The sequence below is a fragment of the Amycolatopsis sp. NPDC049868 genome (genome assembly GCF_044461365.1).
In the GTDB taxonomy this organism is placed as follows: domain Bacteria; phylum Actinomycetota; class Actinomycetes; order Mycobacteriales; family Pseudonocardiaceae; genus Amycolatopsis.
Window position 1 is genome coordinate 681,333 of record NZ_JBITKV010000004.1, and the last position, 26,476, is coordinate 707,808.

Below are 26,476 nucleotides of genomic sequence, written 5' to 3' on the forward strand. Positions count from 1 at the left end.
CGCCCCGTCAGCGGAACGCCGCGACGTTCCTGGCAGCCCACTCGGCGAACGACCGCGGCGCGCGACCGAGGACCCGCTCCACATCCGGACTCACCCGCAACTCGGCCGGAGTCGGGGAACCGATGATGTCCAAGGTGTCGTCCGCCAACTCAGCCGGCATGCTCAGAACCATCCCCGCCTTGGCCTCCTCCCGCGTGAGCTCGTGAAAACGCACCGGTGAACCCAAAACCTCAGCGAGACCCGCGGCCTGCTCGCGCGGCGTGATCACCGCCGGACCGGTCAGCTCGTACACCTCACCGAGATGCCGGTCGTCCAGCAGACAAGCGGCCGCGACCTCCGCGATATCCGCCGGATCGACGATCGGCACCCCGACATCCCCGAACGGCGCGGCGACCACCTGCCGCGAGCGGACCGAATCCGCCCACCACAGCGCGTTGGACGCGAAACCACCCGGCCGCACGATCGCCCAATCCAAACCGGACTCCCGCACCACGTCCTCCAGCTCACGCATCGCCATCCGCGTCGTGCCGAAGGGCCTGGTCGCCACACCCAACGTCGAGAGCAGGACGACCCGGCGCACTCCGCTCGCCGCGGCCAGGCCGATGATGTCGGCCGGGTTCGCTCCGATCGCGTGCAGATCACCGGAAAGCAACAGGAACAACGCCTTCGCCCCGGCCAAGGCGGGTTCGAGCGTGGCGGGCTCGGCCAGATCGGCCACCACGTGCCTTCCGCCGGGCGGTGCCGCCGCGACGTGCCGCGACACCGCCGTCACCTGCTCGCCAGCCTCGGCCAGCGCCCCCGTCAACGGTTTGCCGATGTTCCCGGTAGCCCCGGTCACCACGATCATGAACAACTCCTTCGCTCGATGTTCTCGTGGCGACGACGCTAGGGATCGCGGCTAACTTTTCGTAAGTACATACCCAGAGGTAAGCTCCTGCCATGGCAGGAGGCACGCAGTTCACACCGGCCGACACCGAGCCGCGGTATGAGGTGTTTCACACCGACTGCGCCGCCCGTGACGTGGTCGGCCACGTCACCAGCCGATGGGGGATCTGGGTACTGATCTCCTTGCAGCACAACGATCTCCGCTTCTACGAGCTACGCGAGAGCATCCAGGGGATCAGCGAGAAGATGCTCGCCCAATCCCTGCGCGCACTCGTCCAGGACGGCCTGATCTGGCGACAGGTCGAGCCCACGACGCCGCCACAGGTGACTTACGGGCTGACCGAGTTCGGCCGGGATGTCAGTGAGCCGCTGGTCGAATTGTTCGACCGGATCACCCGGCGAATGGCCCCGGCCGAATAACTCAGCCCAGGGTGATGTTGAACATCCAGGAAATCCCGAACTTGTCCACGAGCGCGCCGGCCTCGTCACCCCACAGCTGTTTCTCCAGAGGCATGGTCACGGTGCCACCGGCGGACAACTTCTCGAAATAGCCACGAAGTTCGCCGTCGCCCCCGAGATAGACGGCGACGTTGTTGCCAGGGGAGTGGGGCACGTCTTCGACCTGGCCATCGACGTCGCAGGCCATCAGCGTGTACCCGTTCGCGGTGTCGAGCTGAGCGTGCATCACCTTGTCGGCGGTGGGAGAGTCCGGCGAACGGAAATCCGCGATCGTACCGATTTCCAGCTTGCCTCCTAAGACCTCCCGGTAGAACTCCATCGCCTGTCGCGCGTTCCCGTTGTACCTGATGTACGCGTTGAGTCGAGATTCCATGACAGGACCATTCCACCCAATACGCGACATCTTGTGTCGTGTATCAGCCGACGCCCCAGTAGGCCAGCCAGGCATCCAGCGCCGGCCCAGGCGGGTTGAGCCGACGAGCCCGGGCGACGTTGTCCTCGTCTTCAGGGACGACCTCGGCCAGAATCAGGATTTCGGCGCGAGCTTCGGCGGCACCGAACAGTCCTTCATCGGACAGCCTGCGCAGTGCCGTCTCCATCGCACGCAGTCGAAGGTCGAACTCGGCGTCGGACGCTTCGTCGTCGAGGTCGAAGACCGCCGGCCGGGCAGCGAACAGATCGCGGACCGGCTTCAGATACTCCTCACCCAAGATCGAGAACGGCGAATCGGCGTAGGAGTAGCGGACCTCGTCGGCGTCGGACCGCTGAGCCAGCGCCTCGTGCGACCACGCGGACAGCGCCGGACCGAACGCTTCGCCAGGCGTCGTCAGCGTGACGTAGTAGAAGGTGTGGCCAGGGTTGTCGCGGAACAGGTCTGTGACAGCCGCGCGGGCGGCCGTGGTCAATGCGTCAGCGAGGTCAGCCTCGGTCGGAATCATCGGGGCATCGAACCACACGCTGCGGCGAAGATGCTCATGACGCTTACTTGACATAATGTACATTATCGGCACTTTGGAAGACCTGGGTAACGACGCCCGAGAGGGGCCTCCAATGCGGGCTGAAAGCGTCCTTCGCCGCATGCCAGGCAGCGAAAGCGCCCACCATTGCGTCAGATGCGGGCAGGGCTCCCGTCGGCTCACCCCAGCTCCGTCGTGAGACCTGACTGCCAGGACGCCAGACGGCACCCCCGGGGATGCGAAACGGATGTCCGATCACCCGGCCTCAATACGTCACTGTGACGAATCAATATGGACATCCTGGCTGTAGATGATCAACGGAGGCGTCCATGGCGGACAGATCTCGCCGAGTCGGCCGAGCCGGGACGTTCGCGACCCCTGGGCCGCCCTGAGGCTCCGGGATGTCATGAAAGGGTCGTTCAGGACGAAAAACGTCAGGAACGACCCTTTCATGACACCCCGGAGAGGGTGAAGCGAACCGAGATCCCCCGCGAGCGGTTTCCGGACCCGACACTCCGTTTCATGCATAATCACTATTATGCATGAAACGGAATATAACCCAGTGTAAGACTGTCGGTGCCATGCGGTACAAGATGCTCATGAGGGTTTCCGAGGCACAGCAAGCCTTTTTCGCCGCACGTCGTCCCCGTAAGGATTCTCCTCACACCACCGACGCCTACCGTCGCGACCTCGCCGGCATCACCGCTCTTCTGCTCCGCGAGCTGGACCGCTCCCCTGACGATCTCATGGTCGAGATGCTCACCGCTCAGGCTCTCCGCAACGCCTTCGGCGCTTTCGCGGACACCCACGCGAAGAGCTCTGTCCTGCGAGCGTGGTCGACCTGGAACCAGTTCCTCACCTTCTGTGTGTCCGACGGACTGCTCGCGGGCAATCCGATGGGCGCCGTCGCCCGGCCGAAGGCGCCGCCGTTGACGCCGAAACCCTTGCGGGGTGAGGAAACTCCGGAGCAGTTGCTCGCGGCCGCCGCCGACGGTGCGCGCCGGACGCGGGATCCGTGGCCGGAGCGGGACGTCTTGGTGATCGCGCTCGGGCTGGTCGCCGGGCTGCGTGCCGCGGAGATGCGGGCGCTGACGGCGAGGTCGCTGGTCGGCCGTCAGGGCGAGATGCGGCTGCACGTCCATGGCAAGGGAAGCCGAGACCGGTCGATCCCGGTACAGCCGATCATGGAGAAGATCATCGAGGAGTACCTCGCCTCCTGTCGCCGCCGGTTCCCGCAGCAGCGGCTCGGGCCCTCCACTCCCCTCCTCCGGGATCGTGCCGGCGAGCCGATCGGCCGCGGCGCGCTGGAGTACCTCGTCAAATCCTGCTACCGGTGGGCGGGCCTGCATGACCGCGTGCCGGTCGGGGCGAACCTCCACGCGTTGCGGCACACCTTCGCGACACGGCTGGCGGAGGACGGCGCGACGGCGTCGGAGATCATGGCCCTGCTGGGACACGCGAGCCTGGCGACCAGTCAGAACTACATCGAGGCGACCGGTCGTGAGCAGCGGGCGGCGGCCGCGAGCAATCGGACGTACCGGGCGCTGGACGGGATCGTGTAGGTCAGCGGAGTTGTTCGAGGTCCTTGGCCGCCTGGGCGATTTCGCCCGCCAGGCTGCGGAGTTCGACGACGGAGGCGCCGTCGTCGGCCGCGGTGACGACGTCCTCCGCGGCGCAGCGGAGCTGGAAGAGCCTGTCCTGCAGGGTGGCGATCTCGGTGTCGGAGAGGACGACGGCGTCTTCGGGGAGGCCGCTGCGCTGGAGGGCGGTTCGGCGTTCGTAAGCCCGCTGGCGACACGATTGCCCGCAGTAGCGGCGGCGCCTGCCGACGTTGCCGCCTTGTTCGAGCCGTCGGCCGCACCATCCGCAGTGTTTGGGTGCCCCGGCGCGGCGTAGCTCGGACACCTCTTCGGCGGACGTCTTCGGGTGTTCGGCCACTTCCCTCACGGATCAGACCCTAGCTGGCCACCCGACGATCATGCCGGGGCCACGACCGAAGTGCACACTAGTGGGGTGCCGACACTGTTTCCGTACCTCGCCGATCCGCTCCCGCGTGCCTTCGCCCATCGTGGCTGGCACCTCGGTGACCTGGAAGGACTGGAGAACTCGTTGCCTGCCTTCCAGCAGGCGGTGACTGAGGGCTACCGCTATCTCGAGACGGATGTGCACGCGACCTCGGACGGTGTGGTGGTCGTGCATCACGACGCGTCGTTGGACCGGACGACCGATGGCGCGGGTTTGATCTCCCGGCAGACGTGGGCCCAGCTTCGGACGGTCAAGATCGGGGGGCGTGCGCCGTTGTCCCGGCTGGAGGACGTGCTCGAGGAGTTGCCGGAGGCGCGGTTCAACATCGACGTGAAGTCGAACGAGGCGGTGGAGCCTTTCGTCCGGGCGATCGAGCGATCCGGTGCGCATGACCGGGTCGCGGCGGCGTCGTTCTCCGACGCGCGGTTGGCCCGGATCCGGAAGCTGGCGGGGCCGAAGCTGGTGACGGCGATGGGTCCGCGTTCAGTGGCGGTGATGTGGGCGAACGGGTTCTTGCCGCTGTTCTCGTTGCGGGCGTTGTCGCGGGGTGCGATGGCGCAGGTGCCGGTGCGGCAGGGGCGGCTGAAGGTGGTGGACCGGGCTTTCCTGCGGCAGGCGACGCGTGGGGGTTTCGAGGTGCACACGTGGACGGTGGACGATCCGGCGGAGATGCGGTTGCTGCTGGATCTGGGGGTGCACGGGATCGTGACGGATCGGCCGGATCTGCTGCGTGAGGTGCTTCGGGAGCGGGGCTCCTGGCCTTCCTGAAGTCCCCTACTTCTCCTCGGGTGCGCTATGAACGGTCCGTTCCTTGCAAATTTTGCAAGGAACGGACCGTTCATAGCATCGGGAACGGGTGGTTACCGGGGTGGTTTGCCGTTCCAGGCGGCGTCCCAGGTCTTGGGGCCGAGCCGTCCTGAGTCGTTGATGCCGTTGGCGCGCTGGACGGCGAGGACGGCTTCGCGGGTTTTGTCGTAGTAGCAGCCTGTGCCGGTGAAGCCGTAGCCGAAGGCGTTCATCCGCAGCTGGAACTGCTTGAGCGCGACGGCGCAGTCGCCGTAGGCGTAGACGACGCCGGGCCAGGCGGGTTTGGGGCCGCCGGGCGGAGCGGGCGGGGTGGGCTTCGGTTTGGGTGCGGGCGGCGGGGCGGGCTGTCCTCCCCCGCCGATGTAGGCGGAGTCCGCGTAGGACGGGACGCGTTTGCTGCGGCCGTCGCTGTCGTTGCGGAAGCCGAGTTTGCCAGCGCATTCCCAGGGTTGCCAGCCGCGCATGCGGTACAGGTAGAGGGCCCGGTAGTCCTGTTCGCGCGGAGTGGCCTGGTCGGGTCGTCCTTGGCCGCCGACGCTGCGCCAGGTGGGCAGGTCGAACTGGTAGGCGCCGTAGTAGCCGTTACCGGTGTTGATGTTGTAGCGCCCGCTCGATTCACACATGCGGAGCTTGGACCAGTAGGTGCCGTGGGGGTCCGCGGCGGCGGATCCGGTGGTGGCGATCTGCAGGCCCGTCACGGCGAGGGCGAGCAGGAGCGTTCTCGCCACTACGCGGTGTGCTGTGCGAAGGCGATGGGTCCTCATGAGCGGAACAGTAAATAGTGGACACTTGCTTCACAAGAGTCACAGCTCGCACACCAGCCTCACACGAAACACACGGGGATCGTGGCAGCGACACGCCGACGATGGTCGGGAAGGTGTCCGGCGAGGGTTCGCCTCGCGTCGAAACGAACACGGTCCGGACTCGTGCCGGACAGGTGGGCGTGATCACCAGTAGTCTCCCGCTGACCTCGACGTTCTCGACTTCAGGAGCTGTGCATGACGGTGGCCGTGACCCGTGAACGCAAGCGGGTGTGGCGGGCTTGGTACCTCTACGACTGGGCCAATTCGCCGTTCTATTCGTCGGTGATCACCGTCTTCGGAGCGCTCTATTTGAGCGAGATCGCGTCCGCGGACGCCAAGACGAATTTCACCCTTAACGGGGACAGGGCGTGCACCGATTCGAGTGGAGCGTCGAGCACCCTGCAGAGCTGTGACGTCTCGTTGTTCGGACTCCAGTTCCCGGCCGGGTCGCTGTGGGGATATCTGCTGTCGATCGCGACGGTGACCCAGGTGCTGGTGCTGCCCATCGCCGGTGCGATCGCGGACCGCAGCAGGCACAAGCGGCGGATCCTCGGCGGGTTCGCGTTCCTGGGGGCGACGGCGTCGGCGCTGATGTTCTTCATCGCGGGGACGAACTGGGAGGTCGGTGTCTGGACGTTCATCCTGGCCAACATCGGTTACGGCGGTGCGCTGGTCGTCTACTACTCGTTCCTGGTGGACATCGCGGAGCCGGACGAGCGGGACGCGGTGTCGTCGAAGGGGTGGGCGTTCGGCTATCTCGGCGGTGGTCTGGCGCTGGCGCTGCAGCTCGGGTTCTTCCTCGGACACGAGGCTTTCGGGGTGAGCGAGTCGCTCGCCGTCCGGATCTGCTTCCTGACGTCGGGGATCTGGTGGGCGGTGTTCACGTTCCCGGCGGTGCGGGCGCTCCCCCAGACTCACGTGCCGAAGTCGAGCGAGCGGGGTCTGTCGGTGCTGACGGCCGGGTTCAAGGAGCTGGGGCGGACGATCAAGGACGCGAGGGCGTATCCGCTGACGCTGGCGTTCCTCGGCAGCTACCTGGTCTTCACCGACGGGATCACGACGGTGGTGGCGGTGTCGGCGCAGTACGGCAAGGACGAGCTGAAGTACAGCACCCAGGTGTTGATCGTCACGATCCTGGTGATCCAGTTCCTGGCCTATGCCGGCGCGATGATCCATGGTGCGATCGCGGCCCGGATCGGGGCGAAGAAGACGATCTTGGGCAGTCTGGTGGCCTGGGTGGTCGTGCTGTGCTTCGCGTTCTTCATCGAGGCCGGTCAGCCGCTGCAGTTCTACGCGGTGGCGGTCGGGATCGGGCTGGTGCTGGGCGGGACGAACGCGTTGTCGCGGTCGTTGTTCGGGCAGATGATCCCGGAGGGCAAGGACGCGCAGTACTTCTCGCTGTACGTGGTCGGTGAGCGGGGGACGTCGTGGCTCGGTCCCCTGTTGTTCGCCGCGGTCGGGCAGATCACCGGGTCGTTCCGATACGCGATCATCGCTCTGGTGATCTTCTTCGTGCTCGGTTTCGTGTTCGTGTGGCTGGTCCCGGTGCGCCGGGCGATCGAGGCGGCGGGCAACCGACCACCGGCGGTGCTGTGAGGGCGGAGCGTGCCGATAGGCTCGACCGTCGTGACCGTACTGAAGGAGAGTGGCCCGGATCCCACGGACGCGTTGTCGTCGGTGCCGGTGGCGGGTTCACGGCGGGGTGTGCCGGTCGTCGGGAAGTTGAAGTTCTGTTACGGGCCGATGGACTGCGGGAAGTCGACGCTGGCGTTGCAGATCGACCACAACCACGCGCGGCAGGGTCGTCGCGGGATGGTGCTGGTGCGGCATGACCGGTCCGGGGAGCCGCAGATCACCAGCCGGATCGGGTTGACGCGCAAGGCGATCGAGGTGGGGAACGAGACCGATCTGCGGTTGCTGGTGCGCGAGCAGTGGGCGGCCGGGCGGCACGTGGACTACTTGATCGTCGACGAGGCGCAGTTCTTGTCGCCCGATCAGGTGGATCAGCTGGCTGAACTGGCCGATGACGTCCAGATCGACGTGTACTGCTTCGGGATCGCGACGGATTTCCGGAGCATGTTGTTCCCGGGTGCGGCGCGGTTGTTCGAGCTGGCGGACGAGTTGCAGCCGGTTCAGGTCGAGGTGTTGTGCTGGTGCGGGCAGACGGGACGGTTCAACGCGCGGGTTTCCGACGGTGAGGTGTTGCGGGCCGGGGACACCGTGGTGGTTGCGGATACCGAGCAGTCGCTAGTTGAAACTTCACCGGCATCACGTTCCGAGGCTGAGTCGAACACGGTCCGTTATCAGGTATTGTGCCGTCGGCACTTTCGACTGGGCGACCTGGGGCCCACCTCAGCCCAACACGGTCAGTTACGGTTGACGTGACAGGCGTACTACTAGCCCATCTGGGGGATATCCGCACCAAGATGGCCGTATTGACGTCACGCCAGAGCGCGAAACCACTCCTACTAGGAGAAGCTGTTGCCACCGGGTGACACAGCTCATCGTGAGCAAGGACATGCTGTTCAGGGAATCTCCTGGGCCTCATCGTCGTTGCATAGGGTGAGCATCACCCTGGCTCCACCCGGAGCTGACTGAAAGGACCCCCATCATGGCCGACCGTGTTCTCCGTGGAAGCCGGCTGGGAGCGGTCAGCTACGAGACCGACCGCAACCACGACCTCGCGCCTCGGCGCACCGTGCGCTACGCCTGCCCCAAGAACCACGAGTTCGAGGTGCCCTTCTCCGACGACGCCGAGATCCCCTCGGTGTGGGAGTGCAGGCTGCACGGCAGCGAGTCCGAGATCGTGGACGGCGGGCAGCCGGAGCAGAAGAAGGTCAAGCCCCCGAGGACGCACTGGGACATGCTCCTGGAGCGCCGTTCGATCCCGGAGCTCGAAGATCTGCTCAACGAACGTCTCGCCGAGCTGAAGGGACGCAGGACCACCCGGTCCGCCTGACGCACGGCACAAGTAGCTAGCCCCACCACGAACCGGCGAAGCCCCCGCGACCTCCCTCCGCGGGGGCTTCGCCGTGTCCTGTCTAAGTACATGAAGGCCCCCTTCCTGTACTTAGGCGCAAGGAAGGGGGCCTTCATGTACTGGGGAAGGTGTGAAGGTCGAGTTTCCTCGACTGAGCCGAGGGAAGGGGGGCCTTCACGCGCGCTCGTAGTGACCATCCGAGCCGCAGCCGGAATCACATAGGTGGCTAAGACACCACGAGAGCCCCGATGCTGAGGGGCGCCAGTGCGTCGCGAAGACGCCGCAGGTGCTCGGGTGGCGATTCGAGCAGCGGGAGCCGGACCGTCGCGTGCGGGATGACCCCGAGTTCGGCCAGTACGGCCTTGGCCATGATCGCGCCCTGCGAGGTGCGCATGACGGCCTCGGCCAGGGGAAGCAGCGCGGCGTTGAGCGATCGCGCGGTGTCGAGGTCTCCCCCGCGTACGGCGGCGATGAGTTCGGCGTTGCGGTCGGCGACGGCGTTGCCCACGACGCTGACCAGGCCGGTGGCGCCGGCGGCGAGATACGGCAGGTTGAGCTCGTCGATGCCGCAGTAGTAGGCCAGCGGCGTGCGCGCCATGACCGCCATCGCTTCGAACAGGTCGCCTTTCGCGTCCTTCACGGCCCGGATCCTGGGGTGTTCGGCGAGTTCGATCAGGGTGGCCGCTTCCATGGCCGTCCCGGTGCGGGCCGGGACGTCGTAGAGCATCACGGGCAGGTCGGTGGCGTCGGCGACCGCCTGGCAGTGCGTCACGATCCCGGCCTGTGTCGGCTTGGAGTAGTAGGGGCAGACGAGCAGGAGCGCGTCGGCGCCGGCCGCCTCGGCTTCCTTCGCGCGCCGGATACTGGCGGTGGTGTCGTAGGTGCCGACTCCGGCGATCACACGCGCCCGGTTCCCGGTGCGGTTCGCCACGGTGTGGACGAGCCGTGCGGCTTCGGCGTCGGTCAGGGTGGGCGACTCGCCGGTGGTTCCGCCGACGACGATGCCGTCGCAGCCGGTGGTCAGCAGGTGGTCGACCAGGCCGGTGAGGCCGGGTTCGCTGAGCGCGCCGCCGGGTTCCATCGGGGTGACCATGGCGACGAGGTTGGAGCCGAAGAGTGTTTCGGTCATGCGGTCGATCCTGTCGGCGCCGATACCTGCGGTCCAGCGATGGTTTTTGGACGGTATTGCGTAGCCTGGCTTCATGATCGAGGTCGGGGCTTTGCGGGCACTGCGGTCGGTGGCCGCGCTGGGGACGTTGGCGCGGGCGGCGGACGAGCTCGGGTTCACGGCGTCCGCGGTGTCGCAGCAGATCAAGCGGCTGGAACGTCAGATCGGGATGCCGGTGCTCGCTCCGGCCGGCCGCGGCGTCGTGCTGACTCCCGCGGGCCAGGCCGTCGTCGATTCCTCGCTGGAGGTGTTCCAGGCACTCGAACGGTGCGCCGAGGCTGCTCAGTCGGTCGCGGAGGGCGCGCCGCGCGGTGTTCTGCGGGTGGCCGCGTTCTCGACCGGCATCCGCGGCCTGCTCGCCCCGGTTCATCCGCGGCTCCTGACGCGCTACCCCGACCTCCGGCTGCACATCACCGAGCAGGACCCCGACCAGGCGCTGCATTCGGTCGAGGCCGGGACCGCCGACCTCGCGCTCCTGCATGACGCCGACGGTCTGCCGGTCCCGTTGTCCCCCGCGCTGTCGCGGCGGCTGGTGCACATCGACCTCGGCGACGTCGTCATGGCCGAGACCCATCCACTGGCGCGCGCCGAGCCGCCGCTGGACGGCGCGGACCTGGCCGGGCACGCGTGGGTGACCAGTCCGCCGGGCACGGTCTGTCATCAGTGGTTCCGGCGTGTGTTCGCCGGCCTTCCGGAGGAACCCGACGTGCGGCATCTGGTGGACGACTTCTCCACGCAGCTGTCGCTGGTCTCCTCGGGCGAGGTCGTCGCGTTGATCCCGCGGCTGGCGCGCCCGCCCTTGGCCGAAGGGCTCGTCGCCCGGCCGCTGCGGCGCCCGCCGACGCGCGAGGTGCACGCCGCGTGGCGCCGCAGTGCCGAGTCGAGCCCCGCGATCCGGGCGGTGCTGACGGAACTCGGGGCGGCTCGGTCAGCTGGGATACATGCTGGTCACGTTGACGAACGTGCCGGTGATCCCCATGGCGTCGTCGGAAGCGAGGAAGGCCAGCGTGGCGGCGACCTCGGCGAGGCGCGGTGAACGTTTGGTCATCCGGGCCTCGGTGAGGCCGTCGAGGACGTTCTGCACCATCTCGGGACTCGCCGGCAGCTGGTTGTTCACCGCGGAGAGCTTCTCGGGCGTGAGGGTCTCCGGGATCCCCGCGACCCAGATGCCGAGCGCGCGGACACCGTGCGGTCCGACCTCGACGGCGAGATTGCGGATGAAGGTGTCCAGCGCGGCGTCGATCGAACCCGTGGCGCCCATCATCGGACTGCCGTGGGCGGAGCCGCTGTCGAGGGCGAGGATGGCGCCGGAGCCCTGGGCGACCATGTGCCGGGCGGCGGCCCGTGCGGTGATGAAGTTCGTCGTGATCCCGTCGGTGATCGGGCGGACGTAGTCCTCGACCGACATCTCGACGAGCGGGATGCCTTGGATGTCGCCACGCGGGACGAGGTTGAGCGAGATGTCGATGCTGCCCGCCTCGGCCACGACGGAGGCCGCGTGCGCGTCGACCGCGGTTTCGTCGAGGCCGTCGACGACGGCGACTTCGGCCAGTCCCCCGGTCTCCCTGATCTCGCCGGCGAGCTTCGTCAGTGCCGGTTCGTGGCGGCCGGTGAGGAAGACACGGGCTCCGCGCGCGGCGAACTCCTTGGCGACGCCGTTGCCGATCGCCCCGCCGGCGCCGTAGATGATCGCGTTCTTGTTCTGGAGGCTCATGGGTTTCCTTCCGCGTTGTCGGTTACGACGGTTGAGACGCGGAAGGCACGGAGATCTCATCGGTCCTTAGGTCAGAGTCAGTGGCAGCCCGAACGCGGGGAACAGATGCGGTTCGAACGCGGTGATCTCGGCGACCTTCCCGTCTTCGATGCGCAGCACGTCGAGCACCTGTGCGCGGTAGATCCGGGTGCCCGGTCGCCGGACGTAGCCTGCTGCGGCGGGCAGCCCGTTGGCCACGGTCGGAAGGTGTTTCCACTCTCCGAAGTACGTCGGCGAGGCGGGATCGAGGGATTGGGCGACGAACTCGAGGAAGACGTCGCGACCGGAGAACCACAGCGGGTTCGGCGGCATCGTGACCAGCACGTCCTCCCTGAGCAGCTCGGCCATGATCCGGCTGTCCCCGTTGGCGGTGGCGGCGGCCATGTAGCGCCGCAGGATCGCCTGCTCCTCCTCGGTCGGCCGCACGGTCCTTGCCCAGTCGGTGCGGCGTTCCGGTAGGCGTTCGCGCAGCGTGGGGCGTGCGCGCTGAAGGGCGCTGGTGACCGACGCGACGGTGGTTTCCAGCAGGTCCGCGGTCTCGGCGGCCTTCCAGCCGAGGACGTCGTTGAGGATCACCACGGCCCGCTGTTTCGGCGGGAGGTGCTGGATGGCGGCCAGGAAGACGAGCTCCATCGTTTCCCTGGCCTCGGCGATCTCCGCGGAGTCGTCCGGGAACGGCTGCAACCAGGGCAGGAACTGCGGCGGTTCGCCCTGTTCGACGTCGGGCAACGGGTCGTAGGGACGTGGAACCCTCTTGTTGCGCCGCAGGAAATCGAGGCAGGTGTTGGTGGCGATGCGGTAGAGCCAGGCGCGGAAACTCGACCGGCCTTCGAACCCTTCGCGGCCGCGCCACGCTCGCAGGAACGTCTCCTGGACGAGGTCCTCCGCGTCGTCGTAGGACCCGACCATGCGGTAGCAGTGCACGCGCAGCTCGCGCTGGTGCTCCTCGATCCTCCCGGCGAAGGTGACCTCGTCGACGGTTTCCGTCACGGGCTCCGATGTGACGTTTTCGTCCTTGGTCCTCAGCGCCAGTTGGGCGATGCGCCGCAGCCTGCCGATGTCGGAGGTGAGCGAGGTGAGATCGGTGAGGAACGCCTCCGGCGGCTGAGGTGCCAACCGGTTCGCGACGCGGCCGACCTCGGCGATGAGGGTTTGCACATCGGGGGCGGGGTCGCGCCGTGACCGGTAGGCCCGCTGGCGGCACGCGGCCGAGCAATAGACGGCCGCACGCCCGCGTGAATCCGCCTTCGACGGCAGCGGGCCTCCGCACATCCCGCAGACCTTCCCGGTCACGGCTCACCTTCCCCCGAAAACGTCACATTCGATCGAGTGACGCATTATGCGGCTTGATACCCCGGGATGTCCTCGACTCGGTGGTAGACGTCGAGCCCGCGGGACAGGGCGATGGCGACGTCCTGGTCGGCACCGGTGGATTCGCCCGGCAGCCGCAGGACGGCGTCGCAGTGGTGCAGCAGCCGGTCGGCCGTCGGGTACATGACCTCCTTGGCGATCGGATCGGCGACGGTCTTCCCGCCCGCCCCGCGCAGCACCGGCAGCGCGACCCACTCGCCGATCATCGGCACGTGCCCGCTGCGGAAGATCGGCCAGGCGGCCTCTTCGAGCCGGGCGAGGTTGCGGGCGAGAAGTTCGGGGTCGTCGCCGGTGCCGGAACGGAACGGTCCGGCGATGAGGATCATCAGAGGTTTGCTCATGCGACGAAGCATAATGTGCAATAATCGGCAGGAACAAGGAGGAACGTGCACATGTTGGCTGCGCAACGACGAGACCTGCTGATGGAACGACTCAAGACCGAAGGCCGGATCGTGGCCAAGGACCTCGCCGCCGAACTCGGCGTATCAGAGGACAGTATCCGCCGTGACCTGCGGGAACTCGCGGACGCCGGACTCTGTCAACGGGTCTATGGCGGAGCCTTGCCGGTCTCTCCCGCCACCGCGGACTACGCGACGCGCATGGCGGTCAGCGTCGCGGGCAAGGAACGGATCGCGAAACGTGCAGCAGCGTTGATCCGGCTCGGCTCGACGGTCATCCTCGACGGCGGGACGACCGCGCTCGCGCTGGCGAAGGCGCTCCCCGTCGATCTCGAAGCGAAGATCGTCACGCACAGCCCCACGGTCGCCGCCGCGCTCGTCACGCACCCGAAGGTCGAGGTGTTCCTGATCGGCGGACGGCTCTTCAAACACTCCGCCGTCACCTGCGGAGCGGCCGCCGCGGAGGCCGCGATGGGGATCAACGCCGACCTGTTCTTCCTCGGCGTCACCGGGGTGCACCCCGAAACCGGGCTCACCACCGGTGACTCCGACGAGGCCGCGATGAAACGCACCCTCGCCAAACGGGCCGCCGACACCTACGTGCTGGCCAGTTCCGAGAAGATCGGCGCGGCCTCGCCGTTCACTGTGCTCCCCCTGTCCGACGTCGCGGGCGTGATCACCGACGCGGCGCCGGACGAGCCGACGGTGCAGGAACTGGGGAAGCTCGGGGTAAGCGTGCTGGGCGTCAGCCCTTCTTGGCCAGCCCGCGAAGCTGCTGCCAGCGACGCTTGATCCCCCACAGCCCGACCAGGACGATCGCCTCGCGCACGACCGAACCGCTCATCTTCGACTGACCGACCTCGCGTTCGGTGAAGGTGATCGGCACCTCGACGACCTCGAACCCGGCGAGCGCCGTGCGGAACGCCAGGTCGATCTGGAAGCAGTAGCCGCGCGAGGCGATCTCGTCGAGCGGGAGCTTCTCCAGCACCGTGCGGCGGTACGCGCGGAAACCCGCGGTGATGTCCTTGATCTTCGTGCCGAGCGCGATCCTCGCGTAGAGGTTCGCCACCCAGGACAGCGCCTTGCGCTGGAACGGCCAGTTCACCGTGCTGCCACCGGGAACGTAGCGGGAGCCGATGGACAGGTCCGCGTCCTCCAGGGCCGCCAGCACCCGGGGCAGATCCTCCGGCGCGTGCGAGCCGTCGGCGTCCATCTCGACGATGGTGGCGTAGTCGCGGGAGAGCCCCCAGCGGAATCCCGCGACATACGCGGCGCCGAGGCCCGCCTTCTCGGTCCGGTGCATGACCTGGATCCGCTCGTCGGCCTTCGCGAGCTCGTCGGCGACGTCACCGGTGCCGTCCGGGCTGCCGTCGTCGACGACGAGGGCGTGCACGTCCGGGAGTGCTTTGAGCAGACGTTCCAGGATCGGGCCGATGTTGTCCCGCTCGTTGTACGTCGGGACCACCACCAGCACCGGGTCGATTCCCTGGGCCCCCCGCGGCGCCTGCGCCATCCGCTTTTCCTCCGTGTTCCGGCGGGTCAGCCCGCCGCTTCCCTCGTTGCCTTGGCGGCGCTCGCGCGCCGGGTGCGGAAACGGAGCACGTACCCGCCGGTAACCCCGGCGATCGCCAGGGCCAGCAGTCCGTACTCCGTCGTCACACCGAGTAGATCCGACAGCGTAGTCTGCTGCCTCAGCGGTACGCGCCCCACCAGGGAGTCTGCGGTGAACAGGCTGGTGGAGGCCGTGATCGAACCGTCGGGCGCGACGATCGCGCTGACCCCGCTGGTGGCCGAAACGATCACCGCGCGCCCGTGCTCGACCGCCCGCAGCCGCGACATCGCCAGCTGCTGGTAGCTCATCTCCCCCGGGCCGTACCAGGCGTTGTTGGTCGGCACGACGAGCAGTTCCGCGCCGTCGGCGACCGATTCGCGGGCCGGGTAGTCGAACGCGGTCTCATAGCAGATGAAGACGCCGACCTTGGTGCCCGCGACCGACAGGGCGGCGTTGGCGCCGTCACCCGGTGTCATGTTCGCCACGCTGTCGACGAACGGCGTCACCAGCTTCGCGACCTCACGGGCCGGGACGTATTCACCGAACGGGACCAGCTGCTGCTTGGCGTAGCGCTGGCCAGGTCCGGTCGCCGGATCCCAGACCAGCGCGGAGTTCTGTGCGGTGCCGTCGGGCAACCGGACCAGCGCGCCGATGATCGCCTGCGTGCCGTAGTCGCGGACCATCTGATCGACGCCAGCGTCGCCGGTGCGCATGGCCATCGCGGTCTCTGGCCACACCAGCAGATCGACCTTGGTGTTGCTCGCCTTCAGCTTCTCCAGCAGACGGGCACTTTCGGCCAGGTGGTTGCTCCGGAGTTCGTCGCGGCGGCCTTCCAGCGCCAGGCCGATGTCCGGGGCGTTGCCCTGCACCGTGGCGACGGTGAGTTCGCCGTCCTGGGCTTCGGTGCCGATCGTCGGCCACACCGCGAGACCCGCCACCACCGGCACCAGCGTCACCGCCGCCGCGGCCACCAGGGAACGCCGCGGATCGACGCCCTTCAGCCGCAGGCACAGCGCCGCGAGCCCGAAACCGGTCGCCACGACCGCGAGGCCGACCAGCGGAGCGCCGCCGATCGAGGCCAGCGAGACGAAGGCGCCCTCGGGCTGACTGAACGCCACCCGGCCCCACGGGAAGCCGCCGAAGGGGAACCATGCCCGCGGCGTCTCCAGCGCGATGATCACCAGCGCGGCCCACAGCGGACCGAGCGGCAGCCTCCACACCACGGTCGCGAACGCCCCGCCGAAACCGAGATACACCGACAGCGCCATCGACAGCGCGATCCACGGCCACGGCCCGAAGTCCGGGCCGAGGAAGTCCAGCAGCCACGTCAGCAGCGGCAGGAAGAACCCCATCCCGAACACGAACGCGTAGCCGAACGCGCCCCGGAACCTGCGCCCGTGCACCACCAGCGCGAGGCCGGTGAACGCCAGCGGCGCGAGCCACCACAGCGGACGCGGCGCGAAACTGAGGTAGAGCGTGAAACCCGACGCCGCGGCGACGAGGAAACGCAGGAGCCAGGCGCGGGAGAACCGCTTCCGGGGCGCCGCTTCGGGATCCGGATCGGTCACGGTCGAGGACACCCCTGAACCCTAGGCCGTGCGGGTGAACACATCGTGGATGACCTGCCCGTCGCGGACCGTGCGCAGGCACCGGGGCAGCGTCGCCCCCTCGGCCAGGTTCGGCAGCGGGGGCACCCCCGCGCGCGGGTCGGTCGACCAGCGCTGCACCCGCGAGTCCGGTGTCGCGACGACGAGATCCTCGGCGTCCCAGATCGCGTAGTGCGCGGGAGCGCCCGGGACCAGGCTGCCGGTGACACCGTCGTTCACCCCGGCGGCGCGGTGTCCCGCCCGGGTGTGGGCGGTGAAGGACGCGCGAGCGGACAGCCCCGAGCCCGGCGTGCGGTGATAGGTCCCGGCGCGGACGGTGGCCCACGGGTCGACAGGCGTGACCGGAGCGTCGGAGCCGAAAGCGAGCAGGAGCCCCTCGGCGGCCATGGCGGCGAAGGGGTTGAGCTTCGGGGCCCGCTCGCCGCCGAGGCGATCGACGTACATGCCGTGCTCGCCGCCCCATTCCGCGTCGAACTGCGGCTGGACCGACGCGACCACGCCCCAGCCGGCGAGCTCCTTCGCCTGGTCGGCGTCGATCATCTCGACGTGTTCGAGCCGGTGGTGCCGGGCGGCGAGCGCTCGACGGCCGACGGTCTTCTCCGCGAGCCGGAATCCTTCGACGACCTCGGCGACCGCGGCGTCGCCGATGACGTGGAACCCGGCCTGCAGTTCGGCCTCGGTGCAGGCAGCGACGTGCTCGGCGATGGCGGCGGCGTCGAGGTAGAGCGTTCCGGAGGTGCCGTGGGCGTCGGCGTACGGCTCGTGCAGCGCGGCCGTGCGCGAGCCGAGCGCGCCGTCGACGAACAGGTCGCCCGCGACTCCCCTGGCGCCGAGCGCACGGGCGGTGTCGATTCCGCCGCGCTCGCCCCAGTAGCCGACGACCTCCGGCAGGCCCGGTTCGGACGCGAGCGCGAGCAGGTCGGTGAGGTCTTCGGCGCCGGAGATGTCCGGGCCCGCGCATTCGTGGACGCTCACGACTCCGCGCGCGGCGGCTTCGGCGAGGAACGCGCGCTGGGCTTCGCGGCGCTGCGACGGCGTGATCGCCTCGCGCATCGCGGCACGCACGAGGTGGTGGGCGTCGCGGGTCAGCGGCCCGTCGGCCGACCAGCCCGGTGTCTCGTGCACACCGGCGGCCAGCGCGACGAGGGCACTGGAGACGAGCGCCGAGTGGACGTCGACCCGGCTCAGGTACACCGGGGCGCCGTTCGCGGCCTCGTCGATCTCGGCGCGGCTGGGCAACCTGCCGTCGGTCCAGCGGGATTCGTCCCAGCCGTGCGCGACCAGCACCTGGCCGGGCCGGACGGCGTCGCGGACCGCGGCGAGGAGTTCGCCGGCACCGCGGATGTTCGCGAGGTTCAGGCCGGTGAGGTGCAGCCCGGTCGCGGTGGCGTGGACGTGCGCGTCGACGAAGGCCGGGGCGACGAAAGCGCCGTCGAGGTCGACCGGTTCGGCGCCGGGATGCAGTGCCCTTGCCGGGCCGTCCTGTCCCACCCAGACGACGATGCCGTCGGTGATCGCCATGGCGGTGGCGTCGGGAGCCGAGGGGCTGTAGATGCGCCCGCCGAGGAGGAGCGTCGTTCGCGCGTTCGTCACCCTCCCGAGTTTGCAGCGTGCGGAAGCCCACGTGACCGGCGGGTCGGCATGATTTCGACACACCACGCAAGACAGGAATATTTACGTCTTCCGAACGATGTGACAGGATAATTTCACGCGTTTCCGACGACGAGGAGTACAAGTGACTGCGATCCAGGAACCGACCTCGCCGGTGGCCGCCTACGATCAGCCCTACGACTACACCCGAGTCGAGCTGACCGAACCCGACTGGCGCCGCTTCCCCGGCTGGCACGACGTGACCGAGGCAGAGTGGCGCGACGCGCAGTGGCAGCGAGTGCACTGCATCCGTAACGCCAAGCAGCTGCGCGCCCTGATGGGCGATCAGCTCGAGGAGCGCTTCTACGAGGACATGCTCGCCGACCAGCGCGAGATGGCCACGATGTCGATGCTCCTGCCGCCGCAGATGATCAACACGATGGCGCCCAACGCGGGCACCGACCCGGCGAAGGTGACCGAAGCCTGGTACGCCGACCCGATCCGCCGCTACATGCTCCCGGTGCGCAGCGACCGCGACACCGAGTGGCCGAGCCACCCGCACTCCGAACGGGACTCGTTGCACGAGGCGGAGATGTGGGTCGTGGAGGGGCTGACCCACCGCTACCCCACCAAGGTCCTCGCCGAGATGATCTCCACCTGCCCCCAGTACTGCGGGCACTGCACCCGGATGGACCTGGTCGGCAACTCCACCGAACAGATCGAGAAGCACAAGCTCTCGCTCAAACCGGTCGACCGCCAGGACGCGATGATCGAGTACCTGAAGAAGACCCCCGGCGTACGTGACGTCGTGGTCTCCGGCGGCGACGTCGCGAACGTGCCGTGGCCGCAGCTTGAGTCGTTCCTGATGCGGCTGATGGACATCGACACCGTCCGCGACATCCGGCTCGCCACCAAGGCGCTCGCCGCGCTGCCGCAGCACTGGATCCAGCCGAAGGTGGTCGAAGGCCTCGAACGCGTCGCCGGCACCGCGCAACGCCGCGGCGTCAACCTCGCGATCCACACCCACGTCAACCACGCCCAGTCGGTGACCCCGCTGGTCGCCGAAGCCGCCAGGACCGCGCTCGACGTCGGCGTCCGCGACGTGCGCAACCAGGGCGTGCTGATGAAGGGCGTCAACGCGACCCCGGCCGACCTGCTGGACCTGTGCTTCGCGCTGCAGGGCGAGGCGAACATCCTGCCGTACTACTTCTACATGTGCGACATGATCCCCAACGCCGAGCACTGGCGGGTTTCCGTGCACGAGGCACAGGAACTGCAGCACGCGATCATGGGCTACCTGCCCGGCTACGCCACGCCGCGCATCGTCTGCGACGTGCCGTACGTCGGGAAGCGCTGGGTCCACCAGCTCCACGAATACGACCGCGAGTTGGGCATCTCCTACTGGACGAAAAACTACCTGACCAGCGTAGACAGGGAGAACGTGGCCAACGCCGACGAGGCGCTGCAGCAGCGCTACCCCTACTACGACCCGATCTCCACCCTCCCCGAAGCCGGCCAGCGCTGGTGGCGCGACCAGCCCCCAATGGCCTGACCGGCCGACTCGTCAGGTAGGTCCCGGAGGGGGCGTTCAGGCTCATGTGGGAGCTTTGAACGCCCCCTCCACCGTGCAGACTGTTTGTGCTGGTCAGGACCGGTTGCTACCGGTTGTGACCGGACCCCAAAAGGCCCAGTGGTTCCACAGTGGACAGTCACGCGGCCCGGCGATTGAACCAGAGTGAGGCACTCGACGGCACGGCGCCCAGTGATATCCCGGCCCTTTCTCGTCGCATTCTCCGCGCGAGTCGATAAAAGGGTATCGAGCGGTGTCTGCGACTCGACAACACGAATTCCGCGCATGAAGGAAAGCGTATGAGGCTAACGTAATTATTACGTCGCCTACATATTCGCTTCATCAAGGCAAAGGGTATTGTGACAATGCGGTTCTGGCGCCGAAAGTCGTACTCAACGCCAATTACTGACAGTAGTCACATGGCGGCATGATTGGGCCGCTGATCTGCGGTTCGAGCCCGGGGCGCCGAGCTGAGGCGGGGCGGTGTGGGTGATACCTGCGGGTATCACCCACATTTTGTGGTGACCAAAGATTCGAGTGCTTCGTCGTGCTGCGACCGCCACAGTGAAATAGGGTGGCCGCGCTCGTTCGAGGCTGCGTTGATGGCATTCTGGAGAGGTGTCCAGGTTCTCGCGTTCCGAGACGGAACTCCGCCCGTCGATGCTGCGTCGCTACTCCGACAAGACCATCAGCTGCTACCGCGCTCGCCTCGCGCACTACCAGCACTGGTGCCACACCCGCGGCTACCAGACCGGCACGAACGCGATCACGACCGCCAAGCTGCTCGAGTACGTCGAGGGCCAGATCGCCCGCTGGGACGACACCCGCGACCAGGACACCGACGCCTACCCCAAATACCGGCCCGACACCATCCGCCAGACCATCAACGCACTGGTCTACTGGGCCGAACGCAGCACGGGCCAGGCACCCGACGACCGCGCCGCCAAGCAAGCCCTCCGCGACTTCACCGACACCTTCAACCGCACCCACCCACCGGCCTGGCGCGTCGCCGGACGACGATCACCACGACCACGCCGCGCCGCGGTCCCACGTCCGCTCGACGACAGCAACGGCTCGACATGACCACGCGCGAGATGGATCTCGCGCTGGCCCAGCGAGTTCAGCGCCTGGTGGCCGACCCACGCGTGACCGGCGCGCTGCTCGGCGCCGGCGTAGCGATCGCGTCGATCGTGGTCGGCGGCAAGCCCGACACGGTGACGCTGGGCGGCCTCCAGGATCTGGCGCTCGGACCGCAGCGCACGACCGGCGGACCGGTCACCGTGCCCGGATGGAGCGAACACGACCTCGCCGCCTGGTACGCCCAGCGACGTCTTGATCCGACCCGGGAATTGCTGCGCAAGGACAAGCCGCCAAACGGATCTGCCAGGCATCGACGGCCCGGCGAGGACAGTGCGGCCGCAGCTCAAGCCGAAGCACCATGCTGACCGACTGGACCACCGGCCAACGACAGTGGTGCGAAGCCTGCAACCGCCACACCGACTGGTGGACAACGTTCACCACAGAACACGCGCGCGGCAGACCCGACATCGTGCCCCAGCTGTACGCGAACACCGGCGGCGCACTCGCCCGCCACGTCCCGGAGATCGACTGGGCTTACCCGTGGCACGAACTCGGCCCCCGCTGAGAACCGAGGCCTGAACGTGAGCCCGCCCAGAGCGGGCCGCTGTCGACACCGCACATGTCCAGCTGTTATCGACTACCGCAGAATGCCCCAGCGTTGTCCAGGTCGTATGTCCGAGTTCACGTAAACGCTCCAGAGGCCGTCCCACAGCCTGACCCCATCGAATTCAGCCTCGAATTCGTCATTCACTTGAAACTCCTCGTCACGGTCATCGTTGTGCACCACCGCACGAATGACAGCCCCGCAGGTCAGACGCAAGGGCACGCCAACGACGTCCTCCGGCTCAAGGTCCTCCGCTACCTGCACGGTCAGGTCCATGGTGGTCGGCGCAACACACTTTCCGCAGCAACATTTCTCCACCGGTAGCCGGTCCGCCCGTTCTGCCTGCGCCACCGCGATCGCGAACGGAATGTCGCGGAAGTACTCGCGCCCACCGCCGGTTCGATCCCCCAGCTGACCAAGCGCCTTGAGCAGGTTCCGCTCGCGGACCCGGACACCCTCGACGAGCGGCGAACACCATTCGTGCACGATCGTGACGTCATACCGCGCAGCGTCTCGCCGGTGCTCTTCGCTTCGCCGTCGGAGATCGCCGCACCTACCGACCTTGATCACGTTGCTGCTGAACTGAATCACGTAGAGGTGCCCTGCGGAAGATGGAGTGGTCGTTGCTCGCGGGTTCGGCACGGTTGTCGTATGAGTCACGGAGGCACCGTACGGGTGCCCTCCGACAAAAACCGTGTCCCGCGCCCACGACCCGAGAAGGCTCACTGATCGACCACCCACCACGGCCACCGACGACGCAATCCGTGTCCGCGAGGCTCGCCCTGACGACGGCAGCCGCCGTCACGAACGACCGGTGACCGACTGGTGGCGATCTCCCGGCAGGACAGATCCTGTGGCCCGAGCCGCCGTACACCATCAGGACACCCATTACCGCTGTTCAAAGCGTGTCACATGTGGACACTCGACATGCGGCCCGCCACTCTCCGGGGGACCATAGGGCGCGCGGCGGGCGCGCCTCGTCGCGGGAGCCGACAGGAGGTCCGAGATGGCGCGCAAGCCACGTCGCGACGACTTCCTGGTGCCCGGCTGGATCGAGCCGATGCTGGCCAAGCCCGACGGCGGTAGGTTGCCCGCAGGCGAGGCATGGTCGTACGACTACAAGCTCGACGGCTACCGCACGTCAATGCAGATCGCCCCGGACGGCGCCACGCGGTTGACCAGCCGCAACGGCATCGACTTCACCGGTGAGTTCGCGAGCTCGCCGGTGTTCTGGCCCCTGCCCTGGATGGCCGGGCCGCAGTGCTGGACGGGGAGATCGTGGCCTACAACGACGCCGGCCAGCCCGACTTCGGACTGTTGCAGGAGCGCCATGGCCGGTACCAGACCCATCGCAGCTCGGTTCGCCGTGAGGAGCCCTTCGAGGATTTGCCGGTCCGGTTCCTGGCGTTCGACCTGCTGAGACTCGGCGACGAGTCCCTGCTGCGGGCACCCTACGACGACCGCCGCCGGCAGCTGGACGCGTTGCCGATGCCGGACCCGTACCGCGTCGCGGTGGTGCGCGCGTTCACCTTCACCGAACTGGACGCCGATCGCCGGACCGTCGACGATCTGCTGGCCCATGTCGCCGTCTCGGGGCACGAGGGCCTGGTCGCGAAGAACCGCCGCGCGCCCTACACCCCCGGCAAGCGGACTGACGCCTGGCTCAAGCACCCGTTGACGCAGACGAGTGAAGTCATCGTGTGCGGGTGGCGCCCCGGCCAGGGCCGCTTCACCGGCATGGTCGGCGGCCTCCTGCTCGGCGCCCACGACCCCGACAGCGGCGACCTGGTCTACATCGGCGATGTGGGCACCGGAATGAGCACCGCCGAACGCGGCCGTCTCCAGACCCAGCTCGAACCGCTGGCGCGGCCGCGGCATCCGTTCGCGGAGGATCCACCATCGGCGGACCTCCGCGGGGCCCGCTGGGTGGATCCTGCGCTCGTCGGTGAAGTGGTCTACCGGCAGGTCACCCGCAATGGCGGCCGCCTGCGCCACACCGTCTGGCGCGGACTGCGGGACGACAAGGCAGCCCACGACGTCACGGCACCCCTACCTCGCAGCCAGACCCCGGCCGCTCCCCCTGCGCCAGACACCCACGCGGAGACCGCCGCTCTCGCGCCGGGTAGTCCCGAGCCCCCGAAGTCCTCCGGCACGAAGATCACCGTGCAGGCCGGAGCCCGGCAACTCACGCTGTCGAACCTCGACAAACCCCTCTACCCGGACGGCTTTACCAAGGGCGAGGTCATCCACTACATCTCGCACATCGCACCTGTGCTGCTGCCGCATCTCGCCGGGCGGCCGATCACGGTCATCCGGTTCCCCGACGGCGTCGGCGGCGAGCAGTTCTTCGAGAAGAACGTCCCCCGCGGCGCACCGGACTGGCTTCCCACCGTGACGCTGCCGAGCACCGGAAGCCGGAGCCGTCACGGCGCACGTGGCGAGCCGATCGAGTATCCGTTGTTCGAGGAGCTGGCCGCGCTGGTGTGGGCGGCGAACATGGCCGCCCTGGAGATCCACGTCCCGCAGTACGCTGTGGATCTCGGCCCGCCACCGTCGCGCCGTCCGCCGGACCGGCTGGTATTCGACCTCGACCCCGGCCCCGAGACATCCCTTGTGGACTGCTGCAGGGTCGCCGAACGACTCCAGCACGAGCTCGCCGACGACGGGCTCACCGCCTTCGCCACCACGTCCGGGTCGAAAGGCTTGCAGCTGTACTGCGCCATCGACACCGAGGACCCGGCCGCACCGTCGGCCTACGCGAAGCAGCTGGCTCAGCGCCTCGCGCGCGAGACACCGGATCGGGTGACCGCGGTGATGGCGAAGGCGCAACGCACCAGGCGGGTGTTCATCGACTGGTCACAGAACAATCCAGCCAAGACCACCATCACGCCCTACTCGCTGCGCGGACGCGACCAGCCGACCGTCGCCACCCCGGTCACCTGGAACGAAGTACGCGCCTGCCGCCACCCGGCCCAGCTCGTGTTCGCCGCCGACGACGTCCTGGAACGCGTCGCCGAGCACGGCGACCTGTTCGCAGACCTCGGCACAACGCGGGCACCGCTCCCGACCGGCTGAGCCAGCGGGATGGAATGTCTTCGACATCTCGGGGTACGCGTATGTGACCTGACGTCCCAAGCCGACATGTTTGTCAGGACTGGTTGTTGGAGTCGAGTGATCGGAGCAGGTCGGCGGTGTGGGCTGCCTCGTGGGCGTGGATCTCGTGATGGATAACGAGAGCTTGGTGTAGGAGGGTGACCGCTCGTGGGGTGTTTCCAGCGCGGCGGAGACACTGGGCTTGCCCGACGAGGGCGTTGGCTTCGTGCAGTTTGGTGCCGCATTCGCGGGCGAGCGCGAGCGCGGTGGTGAAGTGGGTGTGCGGATCACCCGCGTCGGAGTGGTCGAGGGCGAGGTTGCCGAATGCATTGTGGGTTTCGGCTTGGCCGTCGGTATCTGCAACCTGAGTAAAAAGGTGTAGTGCGTCGGTGAGATCTGTGGTGGCGAGGCCGTACTCGCGTTCCAGGTGGTGCGCGATGCCGATCTGCAGATGTGCATTGGCCTCCCCGTGCACGCTGCCGCTGTCAGCGTCCAGCTGCAGCGCATGGGTCTGCGCCTCCACGGCCGCTTTCAAATCACCCCGCAGCCGATACACAATACCTAGGTGGTGAAGGGTAGTAGCCTGTCCCAGCGGGCTACCAGTGTCGGTGTGCAGCTGCAGCGCGCGACCGTGCGCCTCCACAGCCGCCTCCAGATCACCCCGCAGCCGATATACGCCGCCGAGATCGTTCAGGACGTCGCCTTGACCCAATAGGTCACCACTATCGATGAACAGCTGCAACGCGCGGGTCTGCGCGTCAAAGGACGCCTCCAGATCACCCCGCAGCCGATACAGGAAGCCGAGTTCGGTGAGGGTGTTGCCCTGCCCCAGAAGGTCACCGATAGCGGTGAACAGCTTTAACGCGCCGGTCTGAGCCTCCACTGCCGCTTCCAAAACACCCCGCCGCCGGGACACCACGCCAACGTCGTAGAGGGCGGCTGCCTGAGTTCGGGGGTCGTTGGTTGTGGTGGCGGTGGTGAGTGCGGTGCGGTGGATGCGGTGGGCGTAGTGCCATTGTCCTGCCGTGCGGAAGTAGGCATGCAGGGTGGCGGACAGGCGAATTGTGTGGGTGGGGTGGGTCTGGTGAGTGTGGTCGATCGCAGTAGCCAAGACAGGGAGTTCGGTAGTCAGCCAGGCCGTTGCGTCACCGGTGCTCATGATGGGCCGCGGCTGCTGAGGCGGGTCTGGGGTGATGGGACTGAAAGAGGGCCGGAAAGTCGGTAGATAGCCGGCGGCAGTGTAGGCAGTGTGTAGGTAGTAGTCGAGGGTCCTAGTTGTGGCGTTGTGGCGAAGGCCGGGGTCAAGATCGTCGGCTTGGGCGTAGACGCGGAGCAAGTCGTGGAGGCGGTAGCGGTCGGGGGTGGTTTCCTGGACGAGGTTGCGGGTGTGGAGGGCGCGCAGCAGATGACGCGCCTGTGCGGGGGTGGTGTCGACCAGGGCTGCAGCAGCGTAGGGGGTCGATGTCGGGTCCGTGGTGCACGCCGAGCAGGGTGAACAGGTCGCGCTGCTCGGGGAACATGGCCATCCTCTCCCTCGATCACCCGGCAGCCGAGGAGTTCATCGGTTGCAAGGTCGGTGCGGACGCGCGCGGCGAGGCCTGGAAGTTCAACATCTCGCTACACGTCACCGACGCGCAGATGCGTGCCGCGCTCGACGGTGCCGGGCGGGAGCACGATCTACTGATCGCCGCGGCCGACGCCGCGCACGCCTGCGCCGATCCCGGGCTGCTGTTCACCGACCGGATGAACCAGGACAACCCCACGCCCGAAATCGG

Annotated in this window: 28 protein-coding genes and 1 pseudogene; 14 read left to right on the top strand and 15 right to left on the bottom strand. The window is 67.8% G+C overall.

The window, feature by feature from the left end:
- Nucleotides 1-7: 7 nt before the first annotated feature.
- On the bottom strand, nucleotides 8-847 hold the full coding sequence (locus ACIBTM_RS21775) for an NAD(P)H-binding protein (RefSeq protein ID WP_395878868.1): 840 nt from the start codon (nucleotides 845-847) through the stop codon (nucleotides 8-10).
- Nucleotides 848-939: 92 nt separating this feature from the next.
- Here ACIBTM_RS21775 and ACIBTM_RS21780 point away from each other — a divergent pair, with 92 nt between their 5' ends.
- A complete protein-coding gene (locus ACIBTM_RS21780) occupies nucleotides 940-1,305 on the top strand; it encodes a winged helix-turn-helix transcriptional regulator (RefSeq protein WP_395878869.1) in 366 nt (121 codons plus the stop codon).
- 1 nt (nucleotide 1,306) lies between these two features.
- On the opposite strand, the gene ACIBTM_RS21785 is transcribed toward ACIBTM_RS21780, so the two are convergent.
- Nucleotides 1,307-1,717, bottom strand: a complete 411-nt coding sequence (locus tag ACIBTM_RS21785; protein ID WP_395878870.1) for a VOC family protein — start codon at nucleotides 1,715-1,717, stop codon at nucleotides 1,307-1,309.
- Nucleotides 1,718-1,760: 43 nt separating this feature from the next.
- Complete coding sequence (locus ACIBTM_RS21790) at nucleotides 1,761-2,282, bottom strand: DUF4303 domain-containing protein (protein ID WP_395878871.1); 522 nt, start codon at nucleotides 2,280-2,282, stop codon at nucleotides 1,761-1,763.
- 599 nt (nucleotides 2,283-2,881) lie between these two features.
- Here ACIBTM_RS21790 and ACIBTM_RS21795 point away from each other — a divergent pair.
- Nucleotides 2,882-3,862 (top strand): tyrosine-type recombinase/integrase, encoded by a 981-nt coding sequence (locus tag ACIBTM_RS21795; RefSeq protein WP_395878872.1) that lies wholly within the window; start codon nucleotides 2,882-2,884, stop codon nucleotides 3,860-3,862.
- 1 nt (nucleotide 3,863) lies between these two features.
- Here ACIBTM_RS21795 and ACIBTM_RS21800 read toward each other — a convergent pair whose 3' ends face one another.
- Nucleotides 3,864-4,247: a hypothetical protein gene (locus ACIBTM_RS21800; RefSeq protein WP_395878873.1), complete on the bottom strand. Its 384-nt coding sequence runs from the start codon at nucleotides 4,245-4,247 to the stop codon at nucleotides 3,864-3,866.
- 66 nt (nucleotides 4,248-4,313) lie between these two features.
- On the opposite strand from ACIBTM_RS21800, the gene ACIBTM_RS21805 reads away from it, so the two are divergent.
- On the top strand, nucleotides 4,314-5,093 hold the full coding sequence (locus tag ACIBTM_RS21805; protein WP_395878874.1) for a glycerophosphodiester phosphodiesterase: 780 nt from the start codon (nucleotides 4,314-4,316) through the stop codon (nucleotides 5,091-5,093).
- Between the two features lie 92 nt (nucleotides 5,094-5,185).
- On the opposite strand, the gene ACIBTM_RS21810 is transcribed toward ACIBTM_RS21805, so the two are convergent.
- Complete coding sequence (locus ACIBTM_RS21810; RefSeq protein ID WP_395878875.1) at nucleotides 5,186-5,860, bottom strand: transglycosylase family protein; 675 nt, start codon at nucleotides 5,858-5,860, stop codon at nucleotides 5,186-5,188.
- Nucleotides 5,861-6,130: 270 nt separating this feature from the next.
- On the opposite strand from ACIBTM_RS21810, the gene ACIBTM_RS21815 reads away from it, so the two are divergent.
- The 3 genes from ACIBTM_RS21815 (at nucleotide 6,131) to ACIBTM_RS21825 (ending at nucleotide 8,894) form a co-directional block, all read left to right on the top strand.
- Nucleotides 6,131-7,531 carry an MFS transporter gene (locus ACIBTM_RS21815; protein ID WP_395878876.1) on the top strand — a complete coding sequence of 467 codons (1,401 nt, stop codon included), beginning with the start codon at nucleotides 6,131-6,133 and terminating at the stop codon, nucleotides 7,529-7,531.
- 30 nt (nucleotides 7,532-7,561) lie between these two features.
- Nucleotides 7,562-8,320: a thymidine kinase gene (locus ACIBTM_RS21820; RefSeq protein WP_395878877.1), complete on the top strand. Its 759-nt coding sequence runs from the start codon at nucleotides 7,562-7,564 to the stop codon at nucleotides 8,318-8,320.
- A gap of 226 nt (nucleotides 8,321-8,546) precedes the next feature.
- Nucleotides 8,547-8,894, top strand: coding sequence for an RNA polymerase-binding protein RbpA (locus ACIBTM_RS21825; RefSeq protein WP_005151365.1), 348 nt, complete (start codon nucleotides 8,547-8,549; stop codon nucleotides 8,892-8,894).
- A gap of 247 nt (nucleotides 8,895-9,141) precedes the next feature.
- Here ACIBTM_RS21825 and dapA read toward each other — a convergent pair whose 3' ends face one another.
- The gene (dapA, locus tag ACIBTM_RS21830; protein ID WP_395878878.1) at nucleotides 9,142-10,044 is read right to left on the bottom strand and encodes a 4-hydroxy-tetrahydrodipicolinate synthase; all 903 of its coding nucleotides are present in this window, start codon (nucleotides 10,042-10,044) and stop codon (nucleotides 9,142-9,144) included.
- A gap of 73 nt (nucleotides 10,045-10,117) precedes the next feature.
- Here dapA and ACIBTM_RS21835 point away from each other — a divergent pair, with 73 nt between their 5' ends.
- Nucleotides 10,118-11,119, top strand: coding sequence for a LysR family transcriptional regulator (locus ACIBTM_RS21835; RefSeq protein WP_395878879.1), 1,002 nt, complete (start codon nucleotides 10,118-10,120; stop codon nucleotides 11,117-11,119).
- On the opposite strand, the gene ACIBTM_RS21840 is transcribed toward ACIBTM_RS21835, so the two are convergent.
- The 3 genes from ACIBTM_RS21840 to ACIBTM_RS21850 all read right to left on the bottom strand — a co-directional run bounded on the left by ACIBTM_RS21840 (nucleotide 11,012) and on the right by ACIBTM_RS21850 (nucleotide 13,548).
- On the bottom strand, nucleotides 11,012-11,797 hold the full coding sequence (locus ACIBTM_RS21840) for an SDR family NAD(P)-dependent oxidoreductase (protein WP_395878880.1): 786 nt from the start codon (nucleotides 11,795-11,797) through the stop codon (nucleotides 11,012-11,014). The two genes, ACIBTM_RS21835 and ACIBTM_RS21840, sit on opposite strands and share 108 nt — an antisense overlap.
- A gap of 66 nt (nucleotides 11,798-11,863) precedes the next feature.
- Nucleotides 11,864-13,129: a sigma-70 family RNA polymerase sigma factor gene (locus ACIBTM_RS21845; RefSeq protein WP_395878881.1), complete on the bottom strand. Its 1,266-nt coding sequence runs from the start codon at nucleotides 13,127-13,129 to the stop codon at nucleotides 11,864-11,866.
- 44 nt (nucleotides 13,130-13,173) lie between these two features.
- Nucleotides 13,174-13,548 carry a DUF4406 domain-containing protein gene (locus ACIBTM_RS21850; protein WP_378371139.1) on the bottom strand — a complete coding sequence of 125 codons (375 nt, stop codon included), beginning with the start codon at nucleotides 13,546-13,548 and terminating at the stop codon, nucleotides 13,174-13,176.
- Between the two features lie 51 nt (nucleotides 13,549-13,599).
- Here ACIBTM_RS21850 and ACIBTM_RS21855 point away from each other — a divergent pair, with 51 nt between their 5' ends.
- Complete coding sequence (locus tag ACIBTM_RS21855; RefSeq protein WP_395878917.1) at nucleotides 13,600-14,397, top strand: DeoR/GlpR family DNA-binding transcription regulator; 798 nt, start codon at nucleotides 13,600-13,602, stop codon at nucleotides 14,395-14,397.
- On the opposite strand, the gene ACIBTM_RS21860 is transcribed toward ACIBTM_RS21855, so the two are convergent.
- From ACIBTM_RS21860 to ACIBTM_RS21870, 3 genes are read right to left on the bottom strand one after another with little or no spacing between them, the layout of a single operon-like run.
- A complete protein-coding gene (locus ACIBTM_RS21860; RefSeq protein ID WP_395878882.1) occupies nucleotides 14,351-15,118 on the bottom strand; it encodes a polyprenol monophosphomannose synthase in 768 nt (255 codons plus the stop codon). The two genes, ACIBTM_RS21855 and ACIBTM_RS21860, sit on opposite strands and share 47 nt — an antisense overlap.
- 26 nt (nucleotides 15,119-15,144) lie before the next feature.
- A complete protein-coding gene (gene lnt / locus ACIBTM_RS21865; RefSeq protein ID WP_395878883.1) occupies nucleotides 15,145-16,737 on the bottom strand; it encodes an apolipoprotein N-acyltransferase in 1,593 nt (530 codons plus the stop codon).
- A 9-nt stretch (nucleotides 16,738-16,746) separates the two neighbouring features.
- On the bottom strand, nucleotides 16,747-18,357 hold the full coding sequence (locus ACIBTM_RS21870) for an amidohydrolase (protein WP_395878884.1): 1,611 nt from the start codon (nucleotides 18,355-18,357) through the stop codon (nucleotides 16,747-16,749).
- Between the two features lie 142 nt (nucleotides 18,358-18,499).
- On the opposite strand from ACIBTM_RS21870, the gene ACIBTM_RS21875 reads away from it, so the two are divergent.
- From ACIBTM_RS21875 to ACIBTM_RS21890, 4 genes are all read left to right on the top strand, one after another.
- Nucleotides 18,500-19,906 carry a KamA family radical SAM protein gene (locus ACIBTM_RS21875; RefSeq protein WP_395878885.1) on the top strand — a complete coding sequence of 469 codons (1,407 nt, stop codon included), beginning with the start codon at nucleotides 18,500-18,502 and terminating at the stop codon, nucleotides 19,904-19,906.
- 636 nt (nucleotides 19,907-20,542) lie between these two features.
- On the top strand, nucleotides 20,543-21,007 hold the full coding sequence (locus ACIBTM_RS21880; RefSeq protein ID WP_395878886.1) for a hypothetical protein: 465 nt from the start codon (nucleotides 20,543-20,545) through the stop codon (nucleotides 21,005-21,007).
- Nucleotides 21,004-21,369: a hypothetical protein gene (locus tag ACIBTM_RS21885; protein ID WP_395878887.1), complete on the top strand. Its 366-nt coding sequence runs from the start codon at nucleotides 21,004-21,006 to the stop codon at nucleotides 21,367-21,369. Before ACIBTM_RS21880 ends, ACIBTM_RS21885 begins: the two co-directional genes overlap by 4 nt.
- Nucleotides 21,363-21,569 (top strand): hypothetical protein, encoded by a 207-nt coding sequence (locus ACIBTM_RS21890; RefSeq protein ID WP_395878888.1) that lies wholly within the window; start codon nucleotides 21,363-21,365, stop codon nucleotides 21,567-21,569. The genes ACIBTM_RS21885 and ACIBTM_RS21890 overlap by 7 nt, the downstream gene beginning before the upstream one ends.
- 72 nt (nucleotides 21,570-21,641) lie before the next feature.
- Here the strand turns inward: ACIBTM_RS21890 and ACIBTM_RS21895 are convergent, their stop codons facing one another.
- Both ACIBTM_RS21895 and ACIBTM_RS21900 read right to left on the bottom strand, forming a co-directional pair.
- Complete coding sequence (locus ACIBTM_RS21895; RefSeq protein WP_395878889.1) at nucleotides 21,642-22,268, bottom strand: GIY-YIG nuclease family protein; 627 nt, start codon at nucleotides 22,266-22,268, stop codon at nucleotides 21,642-21,644.
- A gap of 471 nt (nucleotides 22,269-22,739) precedes the next feature.
- Entirely contained in the window at nucleotides 22,740-22,958 is a 219-nt protein-coding gene (locus ACIBTM_RS21900; protein WP_395878919.1) for a hypothetical protein, read from the bottom strand.
- On the opposite strand from ACIBTM_RS21900, the gene ligD reads away from it, so the two are divergent.
- The gene (gene ligD / locus ACIBTM_RS21905) at nucleotides 22,887-24,683 is read left to right on the top strand and encodes a DNA ligase D (RefSeq protein WP_395878890.1); all 1,797 of its coding nucleotides are present in this window, start codon (nucleotides 22,887-22,889) and stop codon (nucleotides 24,681-24,683) included. The two genes, ACIBTM_RS21900 and ligD, sit on opposite strands and share 72 nt — an antisense overlap.
- 73 nt (nucleotides 24,684-24,756) lie before the next feature.
- On the opposite strand, the gene ACIBTM_RS21910 is transcribed toward ligD, so the two are convergent.
- Complete coding sequence (locus ACIBTM_RS21910) at nucleotides 24,757-25,860, bottom strand: tetratricopeptide repeat protein (RefSeq protein ID WP_395878891.1); 1,104 nt, start codon at nucleotides 25,858-25,860, stop codon at nucleotides 24,757-24,759.
- 359 nt (nucleotides 25,861-26,219) lie between these two features.
- Between ACIBTM_RS21910 and ACIBTM_RS21915 the strand changes: the two are divergent.
- Nucleotides 26,220-26,476 (top strand): annotated as a pseudogene (locus tag ACIBTM_RS21915) (hypothetical protein); the annotation flags it as partial.

What these genes read in the sequence shown, in the direction of transcription:
- ACIBTM_RS21775 (WP_395878868.1), bottom strand. Translation starts at nt 847, where the DNA reads ATGATCGTGGTGACCGGGGCTACCGGGAACATCGGCAAACCGTTGACG.
- ACIBTM_RS21780 (WP_395878869.1), top strand. Translation starts at nt 940, where the DNA reads ATGGCAGGAGGCACGCAGTTCACACCGGCCGACACCGAGCCGCGGTAT.
- ACIBTM_RS21785 (WP_395878870.1), bottom strand. Translation starts at nt 1,717, where the DNA reads ATGGAATCTCGACTCAACGCGTACATCAGGTACAACGGGAACGCGCGA.
- ACIBTM_RS21790 (WP_395878871.1), bottom strand. Translation starts at nt 2,282, where the DNA reads ATGATTCCGACCGAGGCTGACCTCGCTGACGCATTGACCACGGCCGCC.
- ACIBTM_RS21795 (WP_395878872.1), top strand. Translation starts at nt 2,882, where the DNA reads ATGCGGTACAAGATGCTCATGAGGGTTTCCGAGGCACAGCAAGCCTTT.
- ACIBTM_RS21815 (WP_395878876.1), top strand. Translation starts at nt 6,131, where the DNA reads ATGACGGTGGCCGTGACCCGTGAACGCAAGCGGGTGTGGCGGGCTTGG.
- ACIBTM_RS21825 (WP_005151365.1), top strand. Translation starts at nt 8,547, where the DNA reads ATGGCCGACCGTGTTCTCCGTGGAAGCCGGCTGGGAGCGGTCAGCTAC.
- dapA (WP_395878878.1), bottom strand. Translation starts at nt 10,044, where the DNA reads ATGACCGAAACACTCTTCGGCTCCAACCTCGTCGCCATGGTCACCCCG.
- ACIBTM_RS21835 (WP_395878879.1), top strand. Translation starts at nt 10,118, where the DNA reads ATGATCGAGGTCGGGGCTTTGCGGGCACTGCGGTCGGTGGCCGCGCTG.
- ACIBTM_RS21840 (WP_395878880.1), bottom strand. Translation starts at nt 11,797, where the DNA reads ATGAGCCTCCAGAACAAGAACGCGATCATCTACGGCGCCGGCGGGGCG.
- ACIBTM_RS21850 (WP_378371139.1), bottom strand. Translation starts at nt 13,548, where the DNA reads ATGAGCAAACCTCTGATGATCCTCATCGCCGGACCGTTCCGTTCCGGC.
- ACIBTM_RS21855 (WP_395878917.1), top strand. Translation starts at nt 13,600, where the DNA reads ATGTTGGCTGCGCAACGACGAGACCTGCTGATGGAACGACTCAAGACC.
- ACIBTM_RS21860 (WP_395878882.1), bottom strand. Translation starts at nt 15,118, where the DNA reads ATGGCGCAGGCGCCGCGGGGGGCCCAGGGAATCGACCCGGTGCTGGTG.
- ACIBTM_RS21885 (WP_395878887.1), top strand. Translation starts at nt 21,004, where the DNA reads ATGACCACGCGCGAGATGGATCTCGCGCTGGCCCAGCGAGTTCAGCGC.
- ACIBTM_RS21890 (WP_395878888.1), top strand. Translation starts at nt 21,363, where the DNA reads ATGCTGACCGACTGGACCACCGGCCAACGACAGTGGTGCGAAGCCTGC.
- ACIBTM_RS21900 (WP_395878919.1), bottom strand. Translation starts at nt 22,958, where the DNA reads ATGGGTCTGGTACCGGCCATGGCGCTCCTGCAACAGTCCGAAGTCGGG.
- ACIBTM_RS21910 (WP_395878891.1), bottom strand. Translation starts at nt 25,860, where the DNA reads ATGAGCACCGGTGACGCAACGGCCTGGCTGACTACCGAACTCCCTGTC.